Source organism: Sphaerisporangium fuscum (assembly GCF_018531465.1).
Lineage (GTDB): Bacteria > Actinomycetota > Actinomycetes > Streptosporangiales > Streptosporangiaceae > Sphaerisporangium > Sphaerisporangium fuscum.
On the sequence record NZ_JAHDTF010000024.1, the window covers coordinates 11,912 to 37,379 of the forward strand.

The window sequence follows — 25,468 nt, forward strand, 5'->3', positions numbered from 1 at the left end:
CGGCCGATCCGGTGGTGCTTCGACGCCAGGCTATTGAGGTGGCCGCCGGGGTGCCGGCGGGGGGCCGCCTCCAGTCCTTGATCACGCCCTTTTCGTCCTACTAAAGCGGTCTAGTGGTTGAGGGCCGGTCGCCCGACTAGACTCCGATGTCACGGCATCAGCCGCTCACCAGTAAGAAAGGCGCAATCCGTGGCGCGACCGACGATCGCCGACATCGCCCGCCGCGTCGGGGTCTCCAAAGGCGCGGTGTCGTTCGCGCTCAACGGGCGGCCCGGCGTGAGCGAGGCGACCAGGGCCCGCATCCTGCGGGTGGCCGAGGAGATGAACTGGCGCCCGCACACCGCCGCCCGGGCCCTCGGCGGGGCCAGGGCGGGGGCGGTCGGCCTGGTCATCGCGCGGCCCGCCCGCACCCTCGGAGTGGAGCCGTTCTTCGCCCAGCTGCTCTCCGGGCTGCAGGCCGGCCTGTCGGCGCAGTCCGTGGCGCTCGAACTGCTGGTCGTGGAGGACACCGAGGCCGAGATCGAGGTGTACCGGCGGTGGGCGTCCGAGCACCGGGTCGACGGGTTCGTCCTGGTCGACCTGAAGGTCCGCGACCCGCGCGTCGACGTCATCGAGGAGCTCGCCGTGCCGTCCGTCGTGCTCGGCGGGCCCGGCGGCCACGGGTCGCTGTCCAGCGTGTGGGCCGACGACCGGGAGGCGATGCTGTCCATCGCCGACTACCTGGCGGCGCTCGGCCACCGGCGCGTCGCGCACGTCGCCGGGCTGCCGGCGTTCAGGCACACCCAGCGCCGCATGCGCGCGCTGCGCGACTCGGCACGGCGCCTCGGCCTGGCCGAGGTGGTGTCGCTGCCCACCGACTTCACCGACGCCGAGGGCGCCGCCACCACCCGCATGCTGCTGTCGCGGCCGGAGCGGCCGACGGCGATCGTGTACGACAACGACCTCATGGCGGTCGCCGGGCTCGGCGTGGCGGGCGAGATGGGGGTGGCCGTCCCCGGCGAGCTCTCCATCGTCGCCTTCGACGACTCGGTGCTCACGCGCATCGTCCACCCGGCGCTGACCTCGCTGTCGCGCGACACCTTCGCGCTCGGCGGCGAGGTGGCCGAGGAGATTTTGGCGATCATCGCCGACCCGGCGCGGCGCGGCGACCGCAAGACGCAGACCCCGCGCCTCATCGTGAGGGAGAGCACCGCCCCGGCCCCCTGATCCGCATCCCGCTCCCCGACCCTCTGGGTCCCTGGTCCGGCCCCCGGCCCCGGATCGCCCCAGGCTCCCTGATCCCCACCCCAGGCTCCCTGATCCCCACCCCAGGCTCCCTTACCTCCCGCGCCGGAGCCACCCCTGGTGCCGCCCCCGCGAGGCCGTGCGGCCGGGCGTCCGGCGCCGGTGCCGTCCGGTTCCTCCCGGTCTCGCCCTTGGCAGGGGAGATAAATCGGTTTAGGCTGCGGGCGGTCCTTGCGCCGTCCCGGCGCACCCCGGCAGCCGGAGGTCGTGTGACACCGCAACTCCCGAGTCCAGCCCCGCTCCGCTTCGGCGCCAACTACGTGCCGTCGTCGGGATGGTTCTACAGCTGGCTCGACTACTCGTCGGACGCCGTCCGCCGTGACTTCGCCGACCTCGCCGAGATCGGCCTCGACCACGTGCGGGTGTTCCCCGTCTGGCCGTGGATCCAGCCCAACCGCACGCTGATCCGGCAGCGCGGCGTCGACGACCTGCTCGACCTCATCGACGTCGCCGCGGAGTTCGGCCTCGACGTGTGCGTCGATCTGCTGCAGGGCCACCTGTCGAGCTTCGACTTCCTGCCCTCCTGGGTGCTCACCTGGCATCGCCGCAGCCTGTTCACCGACGCCGCCGTGCGCGACGGCATCGCCGCCTACGTCGACCGGCTCACCCGTGCGGTCGCGACACGCGGCAACGTGTTCGCGGTGACCCTCGGCAACGAGGTCGACAACCTCTGGCCGTCCAACCCGACCACCCCGGACGCCTCGACGGCGTGGGCGGCGGAGCTGGTGGAGGTCGTCCGTGCCGCCGCGCCCCGCCTGCTCGGCCTGCACTCCCTGTACGACGCCACCTGGTACGCGCCCGACCACCCGTTCCGTCCCGGCGACGCGGTCGACCTCGGCGACCTGACGACGGTCCACTCCTGGGTGTTCAACGGCGTGTCGGCCATCGACGGGCCGCTCGGCCCGGCCACCACCTCCCACGCCGACTACCTCGTCGAGCTCGCGGCGGCCACCGCCACCGACCCCGCGCGGCCGGTCTGGCTGCAGGAGGTCGGCGCGCCCCGCCCCGACGTCGGAGAGGACGACGCCCCGGCCTTCGTCCGCCGGACACTCCAGGCCGTGACGGCCAACCCCTCGCTGTGGGGGGTCACCTGGTGGTGCTCCCACGACCTCGACCGCGGCCTCGCCGACTTCCCCGACCGCGAGTACGACCTGGGGCTTTTCACGGTCGACCACCGGATCAAGCCCGCGACCAGGGAACTCGCCGCGGTCGTCCGCGAGACGCGAGCCGGCCGCCCGGTCCCCGCGCCGCGCCCCGCGCTGGTGTGCGACGCCGACCTGCGGTCCCGGCCGGAGCGGCGGGCCGAGGTCGCGCCCGGCGGCGCGTTCCACCGCGAGTGGGTACGGCTGCGGGAGGCCGGGCCGGTCGCGATCGTCACCGCCGCCCGGGCCGCCGACGCCGCCTACCTGGCCGCCCGGGGGATCGACGCCGTCCTCGCACCCGCCTGACCCCGCCGAGCGGAGCCCGGCGGGCCGCCGCCGTGCACGCCGAGTACGACCGACCCCGCCATCGATCACCGTCACATGATCTGGGGGGCGGCCACCGGCGCGCGACGGGCCGCCGGGGGCGGCGTCCCGCTATTCGCCGCTCCGATCATCGTGCTCGTGGACGGCGCCCGCCATCCGGCTCGCGCTACGGCGTACCTGCTCCTGCTCGTTGTCGATCTCCCGCTCCGGCGCCTCCTCGAGGCCGACCAGCCGCGTCAGCAGGTGCTGCTCGTCCTCGACGCCGAGGTGGCGGGCGATCGCGTTGAGGACCTCGCTCTGCGCGTCCGCCTTGGCCTGGAGCGCCCGGGTGTCGCGGTTCTGGCTGGACTGGATGACGAAGACCATCACGAAGGTCACGATGGAGGAAATGGTCGACACGGGCAGCTGATAGGCGGTGCTGCCGTAGCCGCCGGCGACGAACAGGCCACCGATCGCCCATGCCACGACGAGCACGACCGCGATGATGATCGCTGGAAAGGACCCCGCGAGCGCGGTCGCCTGCGCGATCGTCCGGGTGATGCGGGTGCTGCGATCCGTAGGCGCCGACAACGACGTGCGCGGGTCGTCTCGGGTGTCCTTGTCGTGCCTGGTCATGGCGCGACTCCCCTCTGTCGCGTAACTCGCCATGATACGCCGCGCCCGCCGTCCCCCCAGGGTCCGGCCGTCGCCGGGAAGCTCCGGCGATGTCCGGTGACGGGGGAGGGGGTGATCGGCTACCGGCGTGTGACGCCGTGAGATTCCGCGGTGCCGGGGGAGGCCTCCGCGTACTGCGCGATGCCGTGGCCGAACGACCAGTCGACGGGCTCGTTCTCGGTGATGGTGATGACGACGTTGCGCGGATCGGTGCCCGCGTACCCCTGGACGAGCTCGGCGATCCGGCGGTAGAGCGCCCGTTTCCGGTCCGGGGCGCGCCCGGAGCGCATGGTGATGCCGACGAACACGACGTCGTCGTCCCGCTGGATGCCGAGGTAGTGGTCGTAGCGGATCACGCTCCGCGCGCCGTCGTGACCGGTGAGCACCTGGAACACGTCGTCCGGCGGGACGCCGATCGTCTCGGCCAGGGCATCCTGCACGGCGCGGCCCAGGGCCTCCAGCCGTTCCCGGTCCGCACGCAGCGCGTCAATACGAACAAGCGGCATCCTCACGTCCTTTCACGTCGGTTGTGTACATACTAGTAGGTACAACACAGCTCGGCCAGGCGGCGCAGGGAGTGGCGCAGCGCGGCCGCGCCGAGCGGCTTGGCCGCCCGCCAGGCGAGCCGCCCGGCCGGGCCGAAGGGGATCTCCAGGTCTTCCTGCCAGACGATCGTGCTGCCGCCCCCGGCGCGGGGCAGCACGTGGAAGACGCCCCGTCCCCGCACCGGCCATCTCGTGTGCCGCACCTCGACGGTGTGCGGCGGATCCCACCCGGTGATCTCCATGGCGTCCAGGAAGCCGACCGGGCCGACACCGGTGAACGCCTCCAGGCGGCTGCCGGTGCCCTGGCCGTCCCCGGCGGTGACGCGGGCGCGGGTCAGGAACATCCACTCATGGTGCCTGGGCCAGTCGGTCAGCACCGAGAACACCCGCTCCGGGCTCGCGCCGGAGCGCGCGGTCACAGTGAGCCGAGACACGTCCATGCTCTCGTTCTGCCCCTTTTCAGGCCGGCAGCGTGACCTTGTACACGTCGCCCCGGTTGTTCGCGTCAGCGCGCTCCGGCGGCGCGGAGCAGGCCCGGCGACCGCGGTCCGCCCCTTGGCGACGGCGTGGGCGAGCGGGGGTGACGCCGTCGCGGTCGGCGAGATCGACGTCGGCGCCGGCCGCGACCGGCGTCGTGCTCGAGCCCTCCTCCCGCCTGCCGCCCCGCGTCGGGCCTCTCAGCGGAGCCGGCCGGTGACGGCCTTGAGGCCCGCCTGGGCGATGGCCTCGTCGATGTCGCCGCTCGGCGCTCCGCCGACGCCGATGCCGGCGACGAGAACGCCACCGGAGGCCACGGGAACGCCGCCGCCGAGGAAGAGAGTCCCTGGAATGTCGGCGATGGTCGGGCCCTCGCCGGTCACGCTCTTGCCGAGCTCACTCGTCGTCCTGCCGAAGGAAACCGCGGTGAAGGCCTTGCGCCGCGCCGACTCCTCGGTCTGCGGGCCCGCGCCATCGCCCTTCAGCACCAGCCGGGTCGCGCCGGACCGGTCGACGATCACCACGGTGACGCGCTGCTTCCCCTTGACGGCCTCCTTCATCGCGGCATCGGCGATCGTCAGGGCGGCGTCGGCGGAGAGCACATCGGTCTGCACGACGGCCTGCGCGGCGCGCCCGTTCTCGGCGGGGGCGGCCTGGGCGGGAGAGGTGACGGCGGAGGCGGCACCGAGGGTGCCGGCCATGATGGCGAGCCCCGCGAGAGGGCGGGCGACCAGGCGGGTGCGTGAACGGGTCGTCATTGTTTCTCCAGAGCGGTCGGCGGAACCTTGCGTGCTCAAGATTTCCAGCGACGCCGCCCTCGGCCATCGCGAGCATGGGCGATTGCCGCGCGCCGGGCGGTCGAGACGGAGGTCGACCGATCGGTTGATGCGCGGCCGTCCGGCTGGGTGGGATGCCCGCCAGGGGATAACGTCGGAGCAGACCGGACAAGGAGGGCGATGAGGGAACGTATCTGGCTCAACGGGGCCATGCACGCAGGGTTCTACCTGCTGCTCGCCGCCTCCGGCCTGCGGCTGGTGTCCCGGCACGAGTTGGGACCGCGGACCGTCGCCTCGCTGGCCGTCGGCGGCCTCCTCGCCCTGACCTACACGGCGGGCGTCGCCTTCTGGACCCGCCTCGGGCGCAGGCGTGTCGTCTGGCTGGGAGGGGTGGCGGCGGTCTGGCTCGCGCTCGTGGTGCTCGCGCCGTCGTTCAGCTGGTGCGCGGTTCCCCTGCTCTTCCTGTGCCTGCGTTCGCTGAACGCGCGCGGTTTCGCGGTGGCCGCCGCCGCCCTCACGCTGGTCGTGATCGCGGCCCAGCTCGAGATCGCGCAGGAGGCCGACCTCAGCCTGGTCCTCGCGCCGATCGGCATCGCCGCCATGACCGCGGTGATCTTCTGGGAGCTCCAGCGTGAGAGCGCCGCCCGGCAGCTCCTCATCGACGACCTGATCAGCACCCGGGGGACGCTGGCCGACTCCCGGCACCGCACCGGCGTCCTGGAAGAGCGTGAGCGGCTGGCCAGGGAGATCCACGACACCCTCGCCCAGGGGCTCACCAGCATGGGCATCCTCCTCCAGGCCGCCGACCGCATGTGGGCGTCCGACCCCGCGCTGGCCCGGGCCCACGTACGGCGGGCGGCGGCGGCCGCCGCCGAGAACCTCGACGAGGCCCGGCGGTTCGTCCGCGACCTCCAGCCCCCGGCCCTGGTGGACGTCTCGCTGCCCGAGGCGCTCGCCCGGCTCTGCGCGAGCGCCGGGGACGACACCGAGCTGGACGTGCGCTTCCGTCAGGAGGGCGAACGGTACCCGCTGGAGCCGGACGTGCAGGCGGCGCTGCTGCGGGTGGCGCAGGGGGCGCTGGCCAACGTCCGCGACCACTCATGTGCCGGTACGGCCACGGTGACCCTGTCCTACCTGGACGGCGAGGTCACGCTGGACGTCTTCGACGACGGTGCCGGGTTCGCCGCGCCGACCCCCGCGCCGGGCCGGGGATACGGGCTGCGGGCGATGCGCGACAGGCTGGCGGAGGTGAACGGCGTCCTGGTCGTCGAGAGCGTCCCCGGCGAGGGAACGGGGGTCGCGGCAACGGTCCCCACCGGATCGCTCCCCGCGGTACCTCACCTGGCGGGGGCGCGAACACGAGACGGGGAGGACGCGACCGGCAGGATGGAAGAGCGATGAGACTGTTTCTGGTGGACGACCATCCAGTGGTCCGAGCGGGGCTGGTGGCACTGCTCGCCGGCGAGCACGACATGGAGGTCGTCGGCGAGGCCGCCGGAGGGGCCGAGGCGCTGCTGGGCATCGCCTCGAGCGATCCCGACGTCGTGCTCATGGATCTGCAGCTCGGCGACGGCATCGACGGGGTGGAGGCCACCCGGCGGATCCTGGAGCTGCCCGCGCCGCCGCAGGTTCTGGTGCTGACGACGTACGAGACCGACGCGGACATCATGCGGGCCGTCGACGCCGGGGCCACCGGTTATCTGCTCAAGGCGTGCCCGCCGGAGGAACTGTTCCAGGGCATCAGGGCCGCGGCCAAGGGCGAGGCGGTGCTGTCCGCCAAGGTGGCGGCCCGGATGATGAAGCGGATGCGCGACCCCGCCCCGGCGTTGAGCGCCCGTGAAGTGGAGATCCTGGAACTGCTCTCGAGCGGCGCGGGCAACCGGGAGATCGCCAGGCGGCTCTTCATCACCGAGGCGACGGTCAAGACCCATCTGGTGCACATCTACGGCAAGCTCGGCGTCGACACGCGCACGGCCGCGGTGACCGCCGCCGTCGAGCGGCGTCTGATCAGGCTCCCCTGACCGGGCCGCTTCACGAGGCGTGCCGCGGCCGATGCGAAGGCCGGCCGAACCGTCCTGACCCGCCCCCCAGGGTGCCGCCCGTCGGCTCGCGGGGAGCCGGCGGGCCGTACCGGCGGAGCCTCAGAGGTCGCGCTCCTGCTCGTTGAGAATGGCGAGCGCGATCGTGACCGCGCTGGTCGCGTCGCCGGCCTCGATCGCCTCGTACAGGTCCTGGTGGGTGGAGTCGGAGCCGAGTACGGCGCGTTCCATGCAGTGATCGCGGCGGATCGTGTCGCGCACCGCCTCGCTCATGCCGCGATACAGGTCCAGCAACACGGGGTTGTGCGAAGCCGCGGCGATGGACAGGTGGAAATCCACGTCGGCGTCGGCGAACGCGTCGAGGTCGGCGGCCTGATGAGCGGCGGTGCGCCGCTCCAGCGCCTCCCTCAGCTCGTCGAGGTCCGCCGGCTCGCGTCGTTCGGCGGCGAGCCGCGCCGCCACGAAGTCCAGGCCGCGCCGCACGTCGATGATGTCCATCGTGGCCGCCCGATCCAGGCGGCGCTTGAGCGCCACCTCGCTTTCGTCGGTGGCGGTGACATAGGTGCCGTCGCCTTGACGGGTGGTGAGCAGGCCGGCGTGGACCAGCACGCGGACGGCCTCGCGTACCGACAACCTGCTCATGCCCAGCGTCTCGGCCAGCCGGCTCTCCGTGGGGATCTTGGTGCCGACCGGCCAGGCGCCGCTCGCGATCTCCTGGCGGAGCTCGTGGATGGCAGAGTCGACGAGGGAGGTCCGGCCCACGTGCCGCATTCGCACGACCGGGGCGAGCAAGGGGTCGCGCAGGTGCTCGAGATCGCTCGCAGGGCGAAGTCCAGCGGCGTGCCGACCACGATCAGCCATGCCTTCTGCCTGGACGGCCGCGAGGAGCTCGCCGAGACGCTGGCCGAGGCGAAGGTCGCGCTGACCACCTGCGCGCTCGGTGCGGACCCGGTCCTGCCCGTCGGGCCGCTGCTCGAAGCCGGAGTACTGGTCGGCCTCGGATCCGACGGGGTGCGCGATCCGTGGACGCCGTTCGGCGACGGCGACATGATCAACCGCGCGCACCTGCTCGCCTACCGCACCGACGCCCGCACCGACGAGGAGCTGGCCACGTGCTACGAGATCGCGGCGCACGGGGGCGCCGCCCTGCTGGGCCTGGAGCCCGCTCGGCTCCAGGCCGGCGACCCCGCGACCTTCATCCTGGTCCGCGCCGAGTCCGTGGCGCAGGCCGTCGTGGACAAGCCCACCCCCCGGTTCGTCGTCCGCGACGGACGCGTTCGCGAAAGGCCCTGTCGATGATCCGCCGAGCCGTAGGGTCGAGGTGACGGACCGGCGGCGCTGGACGCGTGTCCGGCTGAGCATCTACCCCGACGGCGGGGTGGCCCGATTCCGGGTGCACGGCGAGCCGGTGCCGGACCCGCGGTTCCTGGACGGCACGATCGACCTGGCCGTGCTGGAGCACGGGGGGCCGTGGTGGGCTGCTCGAACACGTTCTACTCCTCGCCGGTACAGCTGCTGCCGCCCGGCAGGGCCAGGATCATGGGCGACGTCGGCGGTTCTCTCCGCCCTCCTGGGACGTGACCTGGCCTGAGCCGAAGGCCGTCGACGCGGGCGGATCGGCCCGGTGCACCCGGTCGTAGCGGCGCAGCGGATCCGACGGGCGTACGGCTGCTCCGGCCGCCGGGCCCTCAGCTCCGCCGGCGTCCGCGAGGCGGTCGAAAGTCTCCGGCGCCGGGCGCCGGGGTCACCACCCCACGGGGCCGAGGCGGTCGATGAAGGTGCCGGTCGGCCCGTCGGCGTCGATCATCGCCAGTTTCAGGAACGGGTCGGTGCCCTCGGTGACCGTCAGCGTGCCGGTGTGGTTGTTCATGTCGGTGGCGGCGAACCTGCGGTTGGCGACTTCCCCAGGAGTGACCACGTTGAACTTGATCTCCGGGAGCGCCTGGGCGTACCGGACGGTGATCATGTTCAGCGCCGCCTTCGAGGAGCTGTAGGCCAGCTCGTGCATCTTCGAGACGGGCTGCTCCGGGTCGGTCACGACGGCGAAGGAACCGCCGCCGCTGGACACCATCACCACCCGCGGGTTGTCCGCCGCCCGCAGCAGGGGAAGGAACGCGTGCGTGACCCTGACCGGCCCGTACACGTTGGTGTCGTAGACGGAGTGGATCTCGTCGGCCGTGGCGTCGGCGGGCGCGACGGCCCTTCCCGGCGCACCGGCGTTGTTGATCAGCACATCCAGCCGGTCGGTGTGCTCCCGGACGAGCCGGACCGCGTCGGCCACCGACTCGTCCGAGGTCACGTCCAGCGGGACCATCACCACGTTCGCGCCACCGGCGGCCAGCTTGTCGGCGGCCGCCCGTCCCCGGCCCTCGTCGCGCGAGCCGAGGAAGATCGTCCAGCCCTGCTCGCCGAGCCGCCGGGCCGTCTCGAAACCGAGCCCCTTGTTGCCTCCGGTGATCAGCACCGAGGTCTTTTCCGTGTTCGTCATGCCCTCTGAGACGAGACACCCCGCCGAGCTGTGACACGTGTGAGCGACCTCACAGGTCGCGGGCCGGTGGGCGTCCCGGCCGTCGCGCCGACGTTGAGCGGCTGCGCTGGTCTTGCTGGGTTCAGCAATAGTTTGCTTACGGCGCGGCCCAATGGGGGGTGCGGGTGCTGGGGTTCAACCTGACCTACTGGGAGGCGAACGTGATCTATCACGTCGTCTTCAGCGCGGTCATCCCGATCCTCGTCACAGAGCTCACGTTCCCGGACCTGCGCGGACGACCGTATCTGAGCCGGCGGGGCCTGGCGATCACGAGTGTGGTCGCCGTCCTCGGCGTGGCGCTGCTGCGCGTGACGGTGCCGCCGTTCGCGGACCCCGGCTACCGCGCCCCGCTCCCGGCGCTCCTCGGCTGCAGAGCCGGAGCCATGGTCGGGCATTCGCTGGCGGGGATCGCCTCGGCGGCGACACCCGTCGACCGGATCGGCCTGGTCGCCGTCGCCGCGGCCACCGCCGTCCTCGCCACGGCGCTCGCGCGGCGTCTCACCAGGACCGCGGAGCCTCCGGCCTCGGCCGGGCGGCCGGTCAGCGATCCCGCGCGGTCGCCCGGTCGAACGTCGCGATGAGCTCCCGGGCGTAGGCGTCGGCATCGAACCGCGGATCGGAGTCCATGAGAAACGTGGGGCCTTCGATCGACCGCTGGATCACCGTCGCCATCACCTGCACGTCGAACGGCCGGAACTCCCCGGTCCGCTGTCCCCATCGCAGCACCCGCGCCACCCCGGAGATCGCCTGCTGCTCGCTCCCGCCGTCATACCCCGACCCACCGCCGAGGAAGATGCCCAGCAGCGCCCTCATCTGCGTGCGATGGGCGGCGGCGAACCCGACGTTCGCCTCGATGTAGGCCCGCAACGCCTCCCGCGCCGTCGTCGCGTCGCCCACCCGCGCGCTCACGTGGGCATCGATCCGCTCGTGGATCGTGGTGACGATCTGCGCCACCAGCTCGCTCTTTCCCCGGAAGTGGTAGGAGATGAGGCCGGTACTGGACAGGCCCGCGTGTTCGGCGATCTTGGCGAACGACGCGCGGGCGAAGCCGACCTCGGCGATTGACCGGCTTCCGGCCCACAGGGGTCAGGGCGGAAGCCGGAGCGGTCAGGACCGCGTGCTCAGCTCGTGGCGGCGCCGAACCATCGTGGTAGGTGGTCGAGCAGGTCGTGCTGGTCCTCCCCGGCCCAGGCCACGTGGCCGTCCGGCCGCAGCAGCAGGGCGGGCACGTCCAGTTCCTCGCTGACGTCGACGACGTGGTCGACCCGGTCCGCCCAGCCCGCCACCGAGAGCCGGCCGGTCTGGTCGAGCAGCAGTCCGCGGCCGCCGTGCGTCCGCTCGTAGAGGCGCCCCTGCTTCAGCCGCACGTCCCGAAGCCGCCGGCCGAGCAGATCGTGCCCCTCGCCCAAGTCGTAGCGGACCCCGATCGCGACGAGCTTCTCGACGAGGTGCCGGTTCACCTCCTCGATGTCCATCAGTTCCGCCACCAGCCGGCGCACCGCCTGAGGACCGGGTTCGGGCGACATCAGCTGCGTCTGCGCGCGGGTGTTGTCCAGCACGTCGGCGGCCACCGGATGCCGTTCGGCGTGGTAGCTGTCCAGCAGCCCTTCCGGCGCCCAGCCGTTGACCTCGGCGGCCAGTTTCCAGCCCAGGTTGAACGCGTCCTGGATGCCGAGGTTGAGCCCCTGCCCGCCCAATGGCGGGTGGACGTGCGCCGCGTCGCCGGCCAGCAGCACGCGGCCGACCCGGTAGCGCTCCGCCAGCCGGGTGGCGTCCCCGAAGCGCGATAGCCAGCGCGGTGAGTGCACGCCGAAGTCGGTGCCGGCGTACACCCGCAACTGCTTTTTGAACTCCTCGAGCGTCGGCGGGACCGAGCGGTCCTCGGCCACCTTCTCGGCCGGCACGACGACCCGGTACACCCCCTCACCGAAGGGCCCGACGCCGAAGTGCAGGTTGGTCGCCCGGACCTCGGCCACCACGGCGGCCACCGTCTCCGCCGGGCTGGTCACCTCCATCTCGCCCAGCAGCGTGTCGAGCCTGGCGGGCTCGCCGGGGAAGCCGACGCCGAGCAGCTTGCGCACCGTGCTGCGGCCGCCGTCGCAGCCGACGAGGTAGCGCGAGCGCAGCCGCGTGCCGTCGGCCAGCTCGGCGGTCACCCCGTGGTCGTCCTGGCTCAGTCCGACCAGTTCGCTGCCGCGCCGGATCTCGGCGCCGGCCTCGATGGCGTGTTCGTCCAGCAGGCGCTCGATGACGGGCTGCGGGATGCCGAGGACGTACGGATGCGTGGTGTCCAGGTCAGGCGCCGGCTTGGGGATGGCGGCGAAGAACCCGCGGATCGGGTACCGCTTGCCGAGCGCGAGGAACCGCTCCAGCAGACCGCGCTGGTCCATCACCTCGATGGTGCGGGCGTGCATACCGAGCGCACGGACGATCCTGTTCGGCTCCGGCTCCTTTTCCAGTACGAGCACGCGCACACCGTGCAGCCGCAGCTCACCGGCCAGCATCAAGCCGGTCGGCCCGCCGCCGGCAATGATCACGTCGAACATGAACCCCCCATGTGAAGAACTACGCGTTTCGGCCGGCCGCGCCGCGTGATCCGGCGGCGCGCACCCGCGAGCACACCCGTTTCGCGGATTCCTGATTTCCGCGGGTTCCGGCTCCGGCCTGCGATTCTGCGGCACCACCGGGGTCTTGCCGCAAGCCCCGGGGGGCGCTGTACGTTGGAAGGGACAGGGAGCCGATGTCTTCCTGCCTTTCGCGTCCCTGGGACGAACAAGCCTTCTCGAAGCGGTGGCGGGCGACGGCCCGGCGATGAGCCTGGGCGGCTCATCATCGTGAAGGTTCACGCCGCGCAGGCGTTCGCGGACGGAGCCAAGCGGGCCAAGGCGCTGCGTGACGGAGCTGGGAAACCTCGGCGCGGCGTCCGACCAGGGGAAAAGCTCGGCAAAAACGCCGCCTTCGCCGGGGCGTGGCGGTTAGCGGCGGAGGGGGTGCCGGTCTGCACTGGGGGAGGGCGCCGATCGGCCGGCCCCACCTGTCCCGGCGGCTGTGGGAGGCATGCCGGGCCGTCGGACACGACCGGATGGATGGAACGGAATGGGAGACCGCCTTCGCCGAGCGGGAGCGCGGCGGCCGCTCGGGCCGTACGCCGTGGCAGCGGCCGCCCTCGGCCTGCTGCCGGGCCTCGCCGCCCCGGCCGACGCCGTCCAGGGCGAGCCACAGCGACTGATGTACGTTCACGTCCCGGCGGCCTGGACGGCCTACGCGGCCCTGACCGTCGTGATGGTCGCCGGAGTGGTCCACCTGGTCCGGCCCCGTCCGGTGTGGGACCGCGTCGGGCAGGCGGCCGCGGAACTGGGCGCGGCGATGACGGCGCTCGCCGTCGCGCTCGGCATGCTCTGGGGCCGGCCGGTGTGGGGGGTCTGGTGGACCTGGGACCCACGGCTCGTCGCCACGCTCGCGATGCTGCTGGTCGCCCTGACCTGCCTGAGCGTGCGGTCGTGGTGGGAGGACCCCGCCCGTGGCGGGCGGTGGGCGGCCGTCGCGGGGGTCGCCGGGTTCGCCGTGGTGCCGGTCACCCATTTCTCGGTGCTGTGGTGGCGCACCCTGCACCAGCCTCCCTCGATCCTCCGGCCGCCCGCGCACGTGCCCGTGGACCCGCCCATGCTCGCGGCGCTGGCCGCCGGCGTCGCGGCCTTCGCCCTTCTGTCGGCCTGGGCGGTCGTCCTCCGCGTCCACGCGCTCACCGCGCGCGCCGAGCCCCGCGACGTGCCCCCGGCGTCCACGCCGGCGTGCGAACCGGTGCTGGAGACGGTCGGGTGAACGGCTGGGCATGGGTGTGGGCGGGGTACCTGCTCACCGCGGCGACCTGGGGCGCCGTCCTGATGTGGTCCGGAAGACGGCCGTCGTGACACCCGCGTGGCGCCGCAGGCTGCCGCTCGCGCTCGTCACCGCCGCGGCGCTCGCGGCGGGGGCGTTCGCCGTACGTGAGCTGGGTGACGGCCTGGTGTACTACCGCACCCCCAGCGAGGTCGCGGCGCACCCGGCGGGCCGGGTGCGCGTGGGCGGGCTGGTGCTGCGGGGCTCGGTGCGCGTCGCAGGGGACGGGATACGGTTCCGGCTGAGCGACGGCGTCACCGTCCTGGAGGTGGCCCACCGCGGTGAACGGCCTCCGGTGTTCCAGGAGGGGCAGGGGGCCGTGGTGGAAGGCGTGCTGGGACCGGACGGCGTCCTGCGCTCCGACCGCCTGATGGTCAAGCACTCCGACGAGTACCACGCCGGGGACCGGAGCCGGTGAAATGCCTGCTGGGCACCCTCGCCCTGTGGTCCGGCGCGACGATCTCGGCGTTCGCCGCCCTCGCCTGGGCCGTGGGCGCCCGACGGCGGGTGGCCCACGCCGCGACGGCGGCCGCCTTGGCCTGCGCCGTGGCCGCCTTCGCCGTTCTGGAATGGGCGCTGCTCGGCCACGACTTCGCGGTCGGCTTCGTGGCGCGCAACGGCGGGCGCGGCGTGCCCGTGTACTACACCTTCACCAGCCTCTGGTCGGCCGTCGAGGGCTCGCTGGTGCTGTGGGTGCTGGTGCTCGCGGCCTGCGCGTACGCGGCCGGCCGCGAGGGAAGGGGGCCGCACCGGCGCCTCGCCATGGCGGTGACCATGACCGTGTGCGCCTGCTTCTTCGTGCTCGTGCCGCTGGCCGCCGACCCGTTCACGCAGGTCACCCCGGTACCGGCCGACGGCCCGGGGCCGAATCCGCTGTTGCGCGCCCACCCGCTCATGGGGGTCCACCCGCCGCTGCTCTACCTCGGCTACATCGCCCTGGTCGTCCCGTTCGCCCACGGGATCGCGAGCCTGATGCTCGGTGCCGCCGGACCGCACGTGGTCCGCGTCATACGCCGCTGGACGATGATCGCCTGGGTCGCGCTCACCGCGGGCATCGTGCTCGGCGCGCGCTGGTCCTACAGTGTCCTGGGCTGGGGCGGTTACTGGGAATGGGACCCGGTGGAGAACGCCTCCATCGTCCCGTGGTTCCTCGCCACGGCGTCGGCGCACGCGCTCATGCTGCGCGAACGGCGCCGGTCGCTCGGCCCCTGGGCCGCCGTCCTGGCCGTGACGGCGTTCCCGCTGGCACTCATGGGCACCTTCCTGACCCGCAGCGGCGCGGTGGCGAGCGTCCATTCGTTCACCCGCTCGGCGGTCGGCCCGCTGCTCCTCGGCCTGCTCACCGCCGTCCTCGTCGCCACCGGCGGCCTGGCCGCCTGGCGGGCCGACCGGCTCCGCCACCCCGTCCCGCCCGAGGGGCGGCTGCGGCCGGCGCTGTTCGCCCTCAACAACGCCCTGCTGATCACCCTCGCCTTCACCGTGCTCCTGGGCACCCTGTACCCGCTGGTCCTGAAGGTGGCGCTGGACGTCGAGGCGACGGTCGGGCCGCCCTACTTCAACCGGGTCACCGTCCCGATCGCGCTGGCGCTGGTCGTCCTGATGGCGGTGGCCCCACTCGCGACCGGCCCTGTCCCGGAGACGACACGGCGGCTCTGGTTCCCCACCGCCTGCTGTGCGGCGAGTGTGATCGTCGCGGGGCTCGCCCCCGGCCACGGGATCGTCCCCGTGGCGGCGTTCGGGGCGGGCGCCTTCGCGCTGGCGGCGATCGCGGCCCGTGGCCGCGACGTCCTTCGCGGCGGCGGCCGCGTCCGGCGTCGCCTCGGCGGGCTCACCGTGCACGCCGGGGTGGCGCTGGCGGCCGTCGCGGTCGCCGGCTCCTCGGCGTACGCGTGGGACGCGCAGGGACGGCTCAGGCCGGGTCAGACGCTGCGGGCGGGCGGGTACCTCATGCGCCTGGAAGGGGTGGAGCAGGCGCGTGACGCCGACGGCATGACCGTCGCCGCGCGGGTCTCCGTCTCGCGTGACGGGGCGAGCCTGGGGTCCTTCCGCCCGTCCATGACGTTCTACCCGGCCGCCGCTGCTCCGCCCGTCGCGAACCCCGCCGTCCGTACGGGGCCGCTGTCGGACGTCTACGTCACCGTCACCGAGGTCGACCAGGGGAGCGGGGAGGCGATGCTGCGCATGGCGGTCAACCCACTGATGGCCCTGCTGTGGACGTCGGGCGCGATGATGGTCCTCGGCGCCCTCGTCGCCATCCCTCCGGCGCGGGCCCGGCGGTCCGCGCCGGCCGCACGTCCCCTTCCTGCCCCCGAGATGGCGGGAGGGCCGGCGCGATGAGGATGTGGCGCTGCGCCGGAGCCGTCCTGGCCGCCGTCTTCGTCACGACCGTCGCGGTCGTCCTCGCGCGCGGCCTCGCCCGCCCCTCCGGCACCCCGCCGCCGCTCGGCGGGCGGCCGGTCGAGCTGACCGGCACGGCGCTGGACGGGCGGCGTTTCGCCCTGAGCCGGCTGCGCGGCAGCTTCGTGCTGGTGAACGTCTGGGCGTCCTGGTGCGAGGCGTGCCGGGCGGAGTTCCCCGTCATCACCGAGGCCGCGCGGCGGTTCGGGCCGAAGGGGCTGCGGGTGCTCGGTGTCGACACCCGTGACGGGCCGGTGCCCGCTCGGGTCCTGCTCCGCGAGACGGGCGCCGGCGGTTACGTCCACCTCGCCGACCCCGACGGGCGGCTCGCTCTCGAACTGGGCGCCCGCGGCGTGCCGGAGACGTTCCTGCTGGACCGGGACGGCGTGGTCGTCCAGCGCGTGGCCGGTCCCGTGACGTGGGGGTGGGTCGAGGAGGCCCTCGTCCCTCGGCTCGCGTCGTGAGACGCCGGCTCGCCGCTCTGGTCCTCGCCGCTCTGGTGGCCGTCGCCTGTGCCGTCGCCTGGGGTTCGGCCCGAGGGCCGGCGCCCGGCCGCGCCGAACGGGTCAGGGAGATCGCGGCGTCGCTGCGCTGCCCCGACTGCCAGGGACTGTCGGCCGCCGAATCGCCCTCGACCTTCGCCGAGGCGATGCGCCTGGAGATCGGGCGCCGGGTCGACCGGGGTGAGAGCCCGCGGCGCGTCCAGGAGTACTTCGTGCGCCGCTACGGCGAAGGGGTGCTGACCTCGCCGCCGTCCTCGGGCCACTGGCTCGCGTTGTGGGCGCTGCCGGCCGTCGTGCTCGCCGTCGGGTGCGGCGTGGCGCTGGCCGTCCCCTGGCCGCGCCGGCGAACCCCCGGGCCACGGCCGCGCGGCCCCGGTGGCCGGCGGGAGCTGGCCGGCGTGCTGGCGCTGGGCGTGGCGTCCTGCTGCTGCGGTGCGCTCGCCGTGGCGCTCGCCCGGGACGAGGATGTCCCGCCGGCCGCGGTGAGCGCCTCCTCCGGGCGGGAGGACGTCGGTGAGCTGCTGGCCCTCGGCCGCGAGCTGGACGCCCGAGGCGAGAGCGAACAGGCCCTGCGGCAGTACGGCAGGGCCGTGCGGCTGCGGCCGGGCGACGCCGCGAGCCTGCGGCTTCTCGGCCTCGCCCTGCTGAGGACCGGCAGGCCACGTGAGGCGGTCGCGGCGCTGCGTCCCATGGCCGCGCGGGCGCCGGATGACGCCGACCTGCTGCTGGTGCTCGGGGCGGCGGAGATGGCGGTCGAGCCGCCCGCCGGACGGCGGACGCTGCGCCGCTTCCTGCGGGTCGCCCCGCCCGGCCACCCCGCGCTCGTACCGGTACGCCGTCTGCTCGGCGAGGGGAGCACGCCGTGAGACGCCTTCTCCTCGCCGTGGCCGCGTTCGCCGCCGCCTGCGCCGCGCCGCCCGCGCCGCACGACACGACGGGGCCTCCGGTGTCGCGGACGAGCGTCGGCCTGACCGAGTGGAGCGTACGGCTGCGCGATCACGTGCTCGCCCCGGGGAAGGTCGTGCTGGACGTCACCAACGCGGGCGCCACCGCTCACGACCTGGTCGTCACCGGTCCGGGCGTGGCCGTCCGGACGCCGGTGCTCCCTCCCGGCGCCGGTTCCACCCTGCGGTTCACCGCCGCGCCCGGGACGCGGCTGGAGCTGGTCTGCTCCGTCGCCGGGCACGAGCTGATGGGTATGCGGGCGAGCGTGCGGGTCGCCGGGCCGCGGCCTGCTCCCGCTCCCGTCCGCCACCGGGCGGGCACAGCCGCCGCAGGACCCGCCGGACGATCCGCCGGACCAGCAGGGCCGCCAGGAAGACCGTGAGCCTGCGCCCGAACCGGCGCGGCCCGCGGCGCGGCCCGCCCTCCTCCGGCCGGCCGCGCGGGGCGACGGCATGGATCGGCACGTCGGGATAGGCGGCAGCGGCGCTGTGGCGGGCCTGTTCCCGGTCGCCGTACTCCAGGTTCGCGGGCAGCGCGATCTCCACGCCGTCCTCTCCGCGCCGGATGTAGCGCCAGTGCCAGTAACCGTCCGCCTGCCGCCCCATCTCGATGTACTCCTGTGCGCTCATGCCCCGCCCCCGCCCCTCTCGGCCGGCTCCGGAGCCTCCTGCGCGGGTATCGCGGGTCGCGGCTCCGGGGAGCCCGCAGGCGGGCCGGCCGGGGGAGAGGGCCGCAGCCGCGCCGGCGTCAGGTGCCCGGGGCGCAGCGTGAGCAGCGTCAGGTGCGGATGGGCGCGCAGCGCCCGCGCGAGGACGTACGCCAGCCCCGCGACGACGAGCGGGACGACGAGCACGACCAGCCGCATCACGTACATGATGTTCAGCACGGGAATGTGCAGCTGCCGGGCCACCACGTCGTTGGAGGAGGCGGCCAGCAGGAGCCCCAGGAACGACAGCGCCCACGCCCCGAGCGCCACCCGCCCCGGCCGGTCGCGCGGCCGGTCCAGCAACTGGTGCCGCCCCCGGTCGCCGGTGACCCGCCGCTCCAGCCACGGCCAGGCGTAGACGACCAGGAACGTCAGCGCGGGGAACACCACGCCGGGCAGGAACGGCGCGGGGACCAGATAGCCGAAGACCCGGAACTCCAGCGGCGGGAACAGCCGCAGCGCTCCGTCGACCCAGCTGAGATACCAGTCCGGCTGCGCGGGGGAGGTCACGGCGTCCGGATGGAACGGGCCCCACACCCAGACCGGGTTGATCTGGGCGAGGCCGCCGAGCCCGAACAGCACGGCGAACACCGCGCACAACAGCGCCAGGGAACGGAAGGAGTAGGTCGGCCAGAGCTTCGAACCGACGACGTTGTGCTCGTTGCGGCCGAGGCCGGGGAACTGCGAGTGCTTCTGCCGGACGATGATCGCCAGGTGCGCGCCGACGAGCGCCGCGATGAGCCCGGGCAGGATCAGCACGTGCAGGATGTAGAGCCGGGGGATGAGCGGCTCGCCCGGGAACTCGCCGCCGAAGAACAGGAACGCCAGCCATGGCCCGGCCAAGGGGATCGACAGCATCACCCCCGAGGCGACCCGCAGGCCCGTCCCCGACAGCAGGTCGTCGGGCATGGAGTAGCCGGCGAAGCCGGTGGCCAGGGCGAGCAGGAACATCGTCACCCCGATCACCCAGTTGATCTCGCGGGGCTTGCGGAAGGCGCCGGTGAAGAAGACGCGCGACAGGTGCACGACGATCGCGCCGAGGAAGACCAGCGCGGCCCAGTGGTGGGCCTGCCGCATCAGCAGCCCCGCCCGCACGTCCCAGCTCAGTTCCACCGCCGAGGCGTAGGCGGCCGACAGGGTCACGCCCCGGAACGGCCCGTACGCCCCGCCGTAGACGCGGTCGGCCGGGCTGGGGTCGAAGAACAGGGTGAGGAACACGCCGGTGGCGACCAGAGCGGCGAAACAGTAGAGGGCGATCTCCCCGATCATGAACGTCCAGTGGTCGGGGAAGACCTTGGCCAGCGCCAGGCGCAGCTGCGGCGCGATCCGCAGCCGGGCGTCCAGGGTGCGCATCGCCCGTCGGGCCAGCCGGCGTATGATCACGCCTTCCTCCAGTATCCCGGCCCGACCGGCGCGGTGAACCCGCCCCTCGCCACCAGCACCCCGTCCGGTCCCACGCCGAGCGGCAGCTGCGGGAGGGGACGGGCCGCCGGGCCCGCCACCGGCACGGCGCCCCGCGGGACGTCGAACAGCGACTGGTGGCAGGGGCACATGAGCTGCTGGGTGCTCTTGACGTACAGCCCTACCGGGCAGCCGGCGTGGGTGCAGAGCTTGGAGTAGGCGACCAGGCCGCCGACCGTCCAGCCGGCGCGCCCGGACGGCAGGGCCAGGCGGGCCGGGTCGACCCGGATGAGCACGGCCGCGGCGTCGGAGGACTCGGTGTGCCCCTCGGGGAACACCGTCAGCATGCCCCCGGGCGCGACGTCCCCGGGCCGCACCGGGGCGCCGTCGCCCTTCACCACCCGTACCCCTTCCCGCCAGGGCGTCCGGCCCAGGGCACGCCACGGGTCCGGGCCGCGGAACAGCAGCGACCGGACGGGGAACAGGACGGCCACGCCGAGCGCGCCGACCGCGAGCGTGAGCATCTGGCGGGGCAGGAAGGCCCGGGTGAGCGCGGCCTGGTCCCGTTCGAACTCCGCCGCGAGGGCCCGGCGTTCGGGCTCGGGCGAGATCATCGGCTCCCGTTCCTCGACGTACGGCCCCTGCGGCAGCAGCCGCAGAGCCCAGATCGCCAAGCCGGTCGCGAGCCCGGCGAACGCCAGCAGCAGGGCGCCGCCGAGCAGCTGGGTCTGGTCGCCGATGACGTAGGCCGCGGCGAAGGCCGCCGCGCCGAGCGCGCCCAGGCCGAAGGCGGCGGCGATCCTGCGCTCGGTGCGCGCGTCACGGCGGTTCACGACGCCCTCTTGCCGAGCAGGCGGACGACGACCAGCAGCACCCCGACACCCGCGACCCACCCCACCACGCCCTCGGCCGTCGGCCCGACACCGCCCAGCCGCGCCCCGCCCCGTGCGTCCGCGCGGCGCAGCGTGGTCAGGTAGGAGATGACGGAGTCCAGTTCGGCGTCGCTGAGCGACCGCCGCGAGAACGGCGGCATGGTGCCGGGCCCGAGGCGCACCGCCTCGGCGATCTGGACGGGGTGCACCTCCCGCAGCGAGGGGGCGTACCGCCCGCCGGGGAGTGTCGCCCCGACCGCGCTGGAGGAGTGGCACGAGGCGCAGTTGCGCAGGTACAGCGTTCCGCCCTGCCGCGGGTCGCCCGGACGGACCGGCGGGATCGGTGGCCCGGCCCCGAAGGAGGACACGTACGTCACCAGGGCGTCGATGTCGGCCCGCGTGAAGGCCGGCGGACGGCGCTGCGGCTCGTCCTGCGGCCTGGACAGCGGCATCCGCCCCGAGGAGAGCTGGTAGTCGGCGTCCGCGGCGCCGGCCCCGCGCAGGTCGGGCCCCAGCCGGCTGCCCTCGCCGGCCTGTCCGTGGCAGCCCGCGCAGGCGACGTTGTACAGCCCCCTCCCGCGCGCGAAGGGGGTGCCGCCGGTCGGGAGAGGGGTGGGCAGCGGGGACGGCTGTGAGACCGCCGCCCGCGCGCCGGCGGGCTCGCGTGCCAGGAGCGGCAGGCCCGCGAATGCGACGGCCGCCGCCGCGGCCGCGGCCGTCCGCAGGGCGCGGCCGCGCGGCACCATGCCACCCTGTCCGAACCTCATCGCCTCACCTCAGCGTGAACAGGTAGGCGGCGATGTCCCGCGCGTCCTCCTCGGTCACCCCGAGGTCCGGCATCGCGTTGCCGGGCACGACGGCCTGCGGGGCGCGGATCCAGCGCCGCAGGTTCGGCCCGTTGTTCTCCAGCAGCCCGGCGATGTAGCTGCGGGAGCCGAAGGAGGTGAGCGGCGGGCCGACCAGCCCGTTCGCCTCCCGCACGCCGGGCACCGTGTGGCAGGAGGAGCAGCCGTACCGGCTGATGAGCAGCCGGCCGCGCAGCGGGTCGCCGTCGCGGACCTCCGGGGGCGGCCACGCCCTGCTCCCGCCGCACCCGCCGCCCCCGAACAGGACGCACAGCGCCGCGACCGCCGCGACCGGCGCCTTCACCGCCGCACCTCCTTCAAGGGGGCCCGCTGCTGGTGCGGGTGCCCGGCGGTGCCCATCCACCTCAGGAACAGCACGACGAAGGCGACGAGGTACACCACATCGGCGGGTACCCACATGACCAGGCCGGCGAGCTGCTGGTCGGCGAGAGGGTCCAGGCCGTTCGCGGCCGCGGCGGCGGCCTGCGATGTGTACAGCGGGGCCCGGGCCAGGGTGAGGACGGCACCGAGCGCGGCGGCGGGCATCATCGTCACGAACATGTAGAGCATCGCCACCGGGCCGGCGAGCCCGTGCCGGGTGGGGGTGACCACGTGCCACCACAGCAGCCAGGCGACGGCCACGAAGCACAGATGCTCGGCCACGTGCACCGGCTCGGCCTCCAGCGCCAGCTCGTAGGCGGCCGGCAGGTGCCAGATCCACAGCGCCCCGGTGTGCAGCAGCCACGCCGTCACCGGCAGGTACAGCGTGCGCGACGGCGGCAAGGTACGCAGGGCGTGCCGGGCCCGGGCGAGCAGCCGCCGCCACCGGTGCGGCAGCGTCAGCGGGACCAGCAGCCCGGGCGCGCCCGCCGCCAGCAGCGGCGCCGCCACGACCAGCAGGATCATGTGCTGGGCCATGTGCGCGGCGACCCGCTCGTCGGCCAGGTGGTCCAGCGGGGGGAGCAGCGCGACCGCGAGGGCGAGCAGGCCGCCGGCGAAGCAGGCCACCCGCGCGGGACCGAGGCGGCGGGCCCCGGCGCGTGCCGAGCGCCGTCCGGGCCCGGCGAACGCGCGCAGCCCCGCCAGGTACGCCGCGGCCGACGCGCCGATCCAGCAGATCGCGCCGGCCACGTCCCACTTCCACGGCCCGGTCCCGCCGTGGGCGAGCATGGCTAGGTGACCGGACACGGCGCGAACATCGCCACGGCCAGGGCGCCCAGCAGGATGATGAGCACCGACAGCGCGTCGAGCCAGAACCCGACCTCCGCCATGAACCGCACCCGGTCGGCCTTCCAGCCCGGGAGCTGAGGCAGTCGGCGTCCCCGCAGGTGCCGGCCGGCGGCCAGCGCGGCCAGGGCGACGATCCCCGGCAGGCCCGTGGCGATCGCGGCGAAGCCGCGCAGCGGGATGCCGCTGACGTCGTGGTGGCCGCGCGTGCAGGCCAGCTCCACCACGCTCCAGGCGGCGAACAGATGGACGGCCCACGCCAGCGCACCTCCCAGTACCGCGAACCACAGAAGCCACGCCGGGGGAGCGGAATCGGTCTGTTGTGCCATTGCCGCTCACAGATGGGGGCTGAGGTAGATCGTCGACAGGATGAAGATCCAGACCGCGTCGACGAAGTGCCAGTAGAACGCCACGAGCCTGACGCGCTCGTGGTGCCGGCTGCCGAACTTGCCGGAAAGGGCGGCGACGCCGATGAATACGATCATGACGAGGCCGACGATCACGTGCAGGCCGTGGAAGCCGGTGATGGTGTAGAAGAGCGACCCGTACACGTTGGTGCTCCAGGTGAACTCCTTCAGCTTGGTGGCGTACTCCGTGCCCTGCAGGGACACGAACGCGATCCCGAGAGCCAGGGTGAGGGCCAGTCCCGCCTTCAGCTGGCCGACCCGGTCGTGCCGCACCGCCCAGTCGGCCCACACCATCGGGGCGCTGCTGGAGAACAGCAGCACGGTCATGACCAGCGGCTTGCCGAGTTCGGGATCCTTGATCCCGCCGGGCGGCCAGGCGCCGAAATGGGAGAACCGGATGTAGAAGTAGGAGCCGAGCAGGCAGGCGAACAGCGTGGCCTCGGTGGCGACGAACAGCACCATGCCCCACCAGGCGGGGCTGCGGCCGCCCGGCAGCCCGTACTGCGGCGGCACCGGCTCGGCGCCCACCACGCCCTTCACGGACGTCCGCCCCTTCGCGGTGCTCATGAGGTCTCTCCCCGTTCCCCGCCGCCCCGGGCCTCTTCCGGGCTCTGGCGCGGCCACAGCCACCAGCCGAGGGTGAGCACGGCGACCGCCCCGGCCACCAGGACGACCGCGGCGGCCTTCAGCAGCAGCGCGACCACCGCCACCATCAGCGCCGCCGCGGTCACCAACGGCACGGCGCTGTTCTCGGGCATCTCCTTGGCGATCTGCGGCTCGGCGTCCAGCTCACTGGTGACCAGCACCTTGTGGCCGTCGGCCAGCACCCGGTCGTGGGAGCGGGCCCCCTCGGCGAAGGAGTTCAACGTCGCCGGGTCCCACAGCGGGTGCAGGCTGTGGACGGTCGGGATGACCGCGAAGTCGTACGGCCTGGGTGGCGAGGCGGTCGCCCATTCGAGGGTCTCGCCGCCCCACGGGTCGGCCGGGGCGGCCGCGCCGCGCCACAGGCTGTGGAGCAGCGTGCCGAGGGTGACCAGCAGCCCGGCGAGCAGCAGGTAGGCGCCCACGGTCGACAGCAGGTTCCACACGTCCCAGTCGAGCCCCCGAGGGAAGGTGTAGACCCGCCGAGGCATGCCGAGCAGCCCCGAGATGTGCATGGGGAAGAACGTGAGGTTGAACCCGGCGAAGGTGATCCAGAACGCCCACCTCCCGCCGCGCGCGCCGGTCGTCCGCCCGGTGAACTTGGGCCACCAGTGGAACAGGCCGGCGATCATCGGGAAGACGGCCCCGCCCACCAGGACGTAGTGGAAGTGGGCCACCACGAAGTAGCTGTCGGTGACCTGCTGGTCGAACGGCACGATGGCGAACATCACGCCGGTCACGCCGCCCATGACGAACAGCACCAGGAAACCCAGCACCCACAGCAGCGGCACGGTGGGCACGACCCGGCCCATCAGCAGCGTGGCCAGCCAGGAGAACATCTGGATCCCGGCCGGAATGGTGATCACGACGCTGGCCGCAGAGAAGAAGGTCATCGCCAGCTGCGGCAGTCCGACCGCGAACATGTGGTGCACCCACACGCCGAAACTGATGATCCCGGTGGCGACCGTGGCCAGCACGATGAGCGGATAGGCCGCGATCGGCCGGCGGGCGAAGACCGGCACGATCGCCGAGACGATCCCGAGCGCGGGCAGCACGATGATGTACACGTCCGGGTGACCGAACAGCCAGAACAGGTGCTGCCACAGCACCGCGTCCCCGCCGTACGGCGGCTGGAAGAACCGCGTGCCGAACCGCCGGTCCAGGAACAGCATGGCGTTGGCCGTGTTGAGCGGCGGGAGCGCGAAGATCACCATGAAGGAGGTCACCACCAGGGCCCAGATGAAGACGGGCACCCGGTTGAGCGCCATGCCGGGGGCGCGGAGCTTGAGCGCGGTCGCGATGAAATTGATCGCCCCGGAGGTGGTCGACACGCCGAGGAACAGCAGGCCGAGCGAGTACACCTCCATGTTCAGGCCGGGCAGGAACCGCCCCTCGGTGAGCGGCACGTAGGCGAACCACCCGCCGTCCGGGGCCACGCCGAACAGCAGGCTGGAGAACATGATCAACCCCGCGAACAGGAACACCCAGTAGCCGAAGGCGTTGAGCCGGGGGAAGGCCATGTCACGGGTGCCGAGCATCAGCGGCACCAGGAAGTTGCCGAACCCGAACAGCATCGGCGTGGCGAACAGGAAGATCATCGCCGTGCCGTGCAGGGAGAACAGCTGGTTGTAGGTGTGCGGGGCGACCAGCCGTTCGTTCGGGACGGCGAGCTGGGTGCGCATGACGAGCGCCTGCAGGCCGGCCAGGACGAAGAACAGCGCCCCGGTGACCATGTACCGGCGGCCGATGTGCTTGTGGTCGACCGTGGTGAGCCAGGCCCGCAGGCCGTGCTCCTCGGGCCACTCGCGGGCGACACGCTCCCCGGCGGCGTCCTCGGCGGCGCCCAGCGCGCGCGTCGCGTCGTCGATGCTCATGC

General features: G+C 73.5%; 29 protein-coding genes and 1 pseudogene. 13 read left to right on the forward strand and 17 right to left on the reverse strand.

The genetic code is table 11. The features are described from left to right. The first annotated feature begins 189 nt into the window (after nucleotides 1-189). Together KIK05_RS28715 and KIK05_RS28720 are read left to right on the forward strand one after the other, a co-directional pair. Complete coding sequence (locus tag KIK05_RS28715; protein ID WP_214413992.1) at nucleotides 190-1,206, forward strand: LacI family DNA-binding transcriptional regulator; 1,017 nt, start codon at nucleotides 190-192, stop codon at nucleotides 1,204-1,206. Nucleotides 1,207-1,493: 287 nt separating this feature from the next. After that, nucleotides 1,494-2,732, forward strand: a complete 1,239-nt coding sequence (locus tag KIK05_RS28720) for a glycoside hydrolase 5 family protein (protein ID WP_214413993.1) — start codon at nucleotides 1,494-1,496, stop codon at nucleotides 2,730-2,732. A gap of 129 nt (nucleotides 2,733-2,861) precedes the next feature. Here KIK05_RS28720 and KIK05_RS28725 read toward each other — a convergent pair whose 3' ends face one another. The 4 genes from KIK05_RS28725 to KIK05_RS28740 all read right to left on the reverse strand — a co-directional run bounded on the left by KIK05_RS28725 (nucleotide 2,862) and on the right by KIK05_RS28740 (nucleotide 5,184). Then, nucleotides 2,862-3,365, reverse strand: a complete 504-nt coding sequence (locus KIK05_RS28725) for a low affinity iron permease family protein (protein ID WP_214413994.1) — start codon at nucleotides 3,363-3,365, stop codon at nucleotides 2,862-2,864. Between the two features lie 119 nt (nucleotides 3,366-3,484). Continuing rightward, the gene (locus KIK05_RS28730; RefSeq protein WP_214413995.1) at nucleotides 3,485-3,910 is read right to left on the reverse strand and encodes a tautomerase family protein; all 426 of its coding nucleotides are present in this window, start codon (nucleotides 3,908-3,910) and stop codon (nucleotides 3,485-3,487) included. A gap of 32 nt (nucleotides 3,911-3,942) precedes the next feature. Continuing rightward, complete coding sequence (locus KIK05_RS28735) at nucleotides 3,943-4,389, reverse strand: SRPBCC family protein (protein WP_250563632.1); 447 nt, start codon at nucleotides 4,387-4,389, stop codon at nucleotides 3,943-3,945. A gap of 237 nt (nucleotides 4,390-4,626) precedes the next feature. Next, on the reverse strand, nucleotides 4,627-5,184 hold the full coding sequence (locus tag KIK05_RS28740; RefSeq protein WP_214413996.1) for a GlcG/HbpS family heme-binding protein: 558 nt from the start codon (nucleotides 5,182-5,184) through the stop codon (nucleotides 4,627-4,629). Between the two features lie 198 nt (nucleotides 5,185-5,382). Between KIK05_RS28740 and KIK05_RS28745 the strand changes: the two genes are divergently transcribed. Both KIK05_RS28745 and KIK05_RS28750 read left to right on the forward strand, forming a co-directional pair. Continuing rightward, entirely contained in the window at nucleotides 5,383-6,603 is a 1,221-nt protein-coding gene (locus KIK05_RS28745; RefSeq protein WP_214413997.1) for a sensor histidine kinase, read from the forward strand. Continuing rightward, entirely contained in the window at nucleotides 6,600-7,223 is a 624-nt protein-coding gene (locus KIK05_RS28750) for a response regulator (protein WP_214413998.1), read from the forward strand. The genes KIK05_RS28745 and KIK05_RS28750 overlap by 4 nt, the downstream gene beginning before the upstream one ends. A 120-nt stretch (nucleotides 7,224-7,343) precedes the next feature. On the opposite strand, the gene KIK05_RS28755 is transcribed toward KIK05_RS28750, so the two are convergent. Further along, nucleotides 7,344-8,012, reverse strand: coding sequence for a FadR/GntR family transcriptional regulator (locus KIK05_RS28755; protein WP_214413999.1), 669 nt, complete (start codon nucleotides 8,010-8,012; stop codon nucleotides 7,344-7,346). On the opposite strand from KIK05_RS28755, the gene KIK05_RS28760 reads away from it, so the two are divergent. Both KIK05_RS28760 and KIK05_RS28765 read left to right on the forward strand, forming a co-directional pair. Beyond that, the gene (locus KIK05_RS28760; RefSeq protein ID WP_308250162.1) at nucleotides 8,004-8,540 is read left to right on the forward strand and encodes an amidohydrolase family protein; all 537 of its coding nucleotides are present in this window, start codon (nucleotides 8,004-8,006) and stop codon (nucleotides 8,538-8,540) included. The two genes, KIK05_RS28755 and KIK05_RS28760, sit on opposite strands and share 9 nt — an antisense overlap. A gap of 22 nt (nucleotides 8,541-8,562) precedes the next feature. Continuing rightward, complete coding sequence (locus KIK05_RS28765) at nucleotides 8,563-8,832, forward strand: hypothetical protein (RefSeq protein WP_308250163.1); 270 nt, start codon at nucleotides 8,563-8,565, stop codon at nucleotides 8,830-8,832. Between the two features lie 153 nt (nucleotides 8,833-8,985). Here the strand turns inward: KIK05_RS28765 and KIK05_RS28770 are convergent, their stop codons facing one another. Next, entirely contained in the window at nucleotides 8,986-9,729 is a 744-nt protein-coding gene (locus KIK05_RS28770) for an SDR family NAD(P)-dependent oxidoreductase (RefSeq protein ID WP_250563633.1), read from the reverse strand. Between the two features lie 164 nt (nucleotides 9,730-9,893). On the opposite strand from KIK05_RS28770, the gene KIK05_RS28775 reads away from it, so the two are divergent. Next, nucleotides 9,894-10,349 carry a hypothetical protein gene (locus KIK05_RS28775; protein ID WP_214414000.1) on the forward strand — a complete coding sequence of 152 codons (456 nt, stop codon included), beginning with the start codon at nucleotides 9,894-9,896 and terminating at the stop codon, nucleotides 10,347-10,349. Here KIK05_RS28775 and KIK05_RS28780 read toward each other — a convergent pair. From KIK05_RS28780 to rox, 3 genes and pseudogenes are all read right to left on the reverse strand, one after another. Then, nucleotides 10,309-10,722, reverse strand: a complete 414-nt coding sequence (locus KIK05_RS28780) for a hypothetical protein (RefSeq protein WP_250563634.1) — start codon at nucleotides 10,720-10,722, stop codon at nucleotides 10,309-10,311. The genes KIK05_RS28775 and KIK05_RS28780 overlap by 41 nt on opposite strands. Nucleotides 10,723-10,725: 3 nt before the next feature. Further along, a pseudogene (locus tag KIK05_RS49460) lies at nucleotides 10,726-10,851 on the reverse strand (TetR family transcriptional regulator); the annotation flags it as partial. A gap of 38 nt (nucleotides 10,852-10,889) precedes the next feature. Continuing rightward, nucleotides 10,890-12,314 carry a rifampin monooxygenase gene (gene rox, locus KIK05_RS28785; protein ID WP_214414001.1) on the reverse strand — a complete coding sequence of 475 codons (1,425 nt, stop codon included), beginning with the start codon at nucleotides 12,312-12,314 and terminating at the stop codon, nucleotides 10,890-10,892. A gap of 550 nt (nucleotides 12,315-12,864) precedes the next feature. On the opposite strand from rox, the gene ccsA reads away from it, so the two are divergent. The 6 genes from ccsA to KIK05_RS28815 all read left to right on the forward strand — a co-directional run bounded on the left by ccsA (nucleotide 12,865) and on the right by KIK05_RS28815 (nucleotide 17,874). Beyond that, nucleotides 12,865-13,590, forward strand: a complete 726-nt coding sequence (ccsA, locus tag KIK05_RS28790; protein ID WP_214414002.1) for a cytochrome c biogenesis protein CcsA — start codon at nucleotides 12,865-12,867, stop codon at nucleotides 13,588-13,590. An 85-nt stretch (nucleotides 13,591-13,675) separates the two neighbouring features. Further along, on the forward strand, nucleotides 13,676-14,065 hold the full coding sequence (locus KIK05_RS28795; RefSeq protein WP_214414003.1) for a cytochrome c maturation protein CcmE: 390 nt from the start codon (nucleotides 13,676-13,678) through the stop codon (nucleotides 14,063-14,065). Continuing rightward, nucleotides 14,062-15,984, forward strand: coding sequence for a heme lyase CcmF/NrfE family subunit (locus KIK05_RS28800; RefSeq protein WP_214414004.1), 1,923 nt, complete (start codon nucleotides 14,062-14,064; stop codon nucleotides 15,982-15,984). Before KIK05_RS28795 ends, KIK05_RS28800 begins: the two co-directional genes overlap by 4 nt. Continuing rightward, a complete protein-coding gene (locus tag KIK05_RS28805) occupies nucleotides 15,981-16,508 on the forward strand; it encodes a TlpA family protein disulfide reductase (protein WP_214414005.1) in 528 nt (175 codons plus the stop codon). Before KIK05_RS28800 ends, KIK05_RS28805 begins: the two co-directional genes overlap by 4 nt. Next, a complete protein-coding gene (locus KIK05_RS28810; protein ID WP_214414006.1) occupies nucleotides 16,505-17,413 on the forward strand; it encodes a cytochrome c-type biogenesis protein CcmH in 909 nt (302 codons plus the stop codon). Before KIK05_RS28805 ends, KIK05_RS28810 begins: the two co-directional genes overlap by 4 nt. Next, on the forward strand, nucleotides 17,410-17,874 hold the full coding sequence (locus tag KIK05_RS28815) for a cupredoxin domain-containing protein (protein ID WP_214414007.1): 465 nt from the start codon (nucleotides 17,410-17,412) through the stop codon (nucleotides 17,872-17,874). Before KIK05_RS28810 ends, KIK05_RS28815 begins: the two co-directional genes overlap by 4 nt. 243 nt (nucleotides 17,875-18,117) lie before the next feature. On the opposite strand, the gene qcrB is transcribed toward KIK05_RS28815, so the two are convergent. From qcrB to ctaD, 8 genes are read right to left on the reverse strand one after another with little or no spacing between them, the layout of a single operon-like run. Further along, entirely contained in the window at nucleotides 18,118-19,581 is a 1,464-nt protein-coding gene (qcrB, locus tag KIK05_RS28820) for a cytochrome bc1 complex cytochrome b subunit (RefSeq protein ID WP_214414008.1), read from the reverse strand. Then, entirely contained in the window at nucleotides 19,578-20,432 is an 855-nt protein-coding gene (locus KIK05_RS49075) for a QcrA and Rieske domain-containing protein (RefSeq protein WP_214414009.1), read from the reverse strand. Before KIK05_RS49075 ends, qcrB begins: the two co-directional genes overlap by 4 nt. Continuing rightward, the gene (gene qcrC, locus KIK05_RS28830; protein ID WP_214414010.1) at nucleotides 20,429-21,238 is read right to left on the reverse strand and encodes a cytochrome bc1 complex diheme cytochrome c subunit; all 810 of its coding nucleotides are present in this window, start codon (nucleotides 21,236-21,238) and stop codon (nucleotides 20,429-20,431) included. Before qcrC ends, KIK05_RS49075 begins: the two co-directional genes overlap by 4 nt. A gap of 4 nt (nucleotides 21,239-21,242) precedes the next feature. Beyond that, entirely contained in the window at nucleotides 21,243-21,620 is a 378-nt protein-coding gene (locus KIK05_RS28835; protein ID WP_214414011.1) for a c-type cytochrome, read from the reverse strand. Next, nucleotides 21,617-22,504, reverse strand: coding sequence for a cytochrome c oxidase assembly protein (locus KIK05_RS28840; RefSeq protein ID WP_214414012.1), 888 nt, complete (start codon nucleotides 22,502-22,504; stop codon nucleotides 21,617-21,619). The genes KIK05_RS28835 and KIK05_RS28840 overlap by 4 nt, the downstream gene beginning before the upstream one ends. After that, nucleotides 22,489-22,872, reverse strand: a complete 384-nt coding sequence (locus KIK05_RS28845) for a hypothetical protein (RefSeq protein WP_214414013.1) — start codon at nucleotides 22,870-22,872, stop codon at nucleotides 22,489-22,491. The genes KIK05_RS28840 and KIK05_RS28845 overlap by 16 nt, the downstream gene beginning before the upstream one ends. A 6-nt stretch (nucleotides 22,873-22,878) precedes the next feature. Beyond that, nucleotides 22,879-23,517: a cytochrome c oxidase subunit 3 gene (locus tag KIK05_RS28850; protein ID WP_214414014.1), complete on the reverse strand. Its 639-nt coding sequence runs from the start codon at nucleotides 23,515-23,517 to the stop codon at nucleotides 22,879-22,881. Beyond that, nucleotides 23,514-25,466, reverse strand: coding sequence for a cytochrome c oxidase subunit I (gene ctaD / locus KIK05_RS28855; RefSeq protein ID WP_214414015.1), 1,953 nt, complete (start codon nucleotides 25,464-25,466; stop codon nucleotides 23,514-23,516). The genes KIK05_RS28850 and ctaD overlap by 4 nt, the downstream gene beginning before the upstream one ends. Between the last annotated feature and the right edge of the window lie 2 nt (nucleotides 25,467-25,468).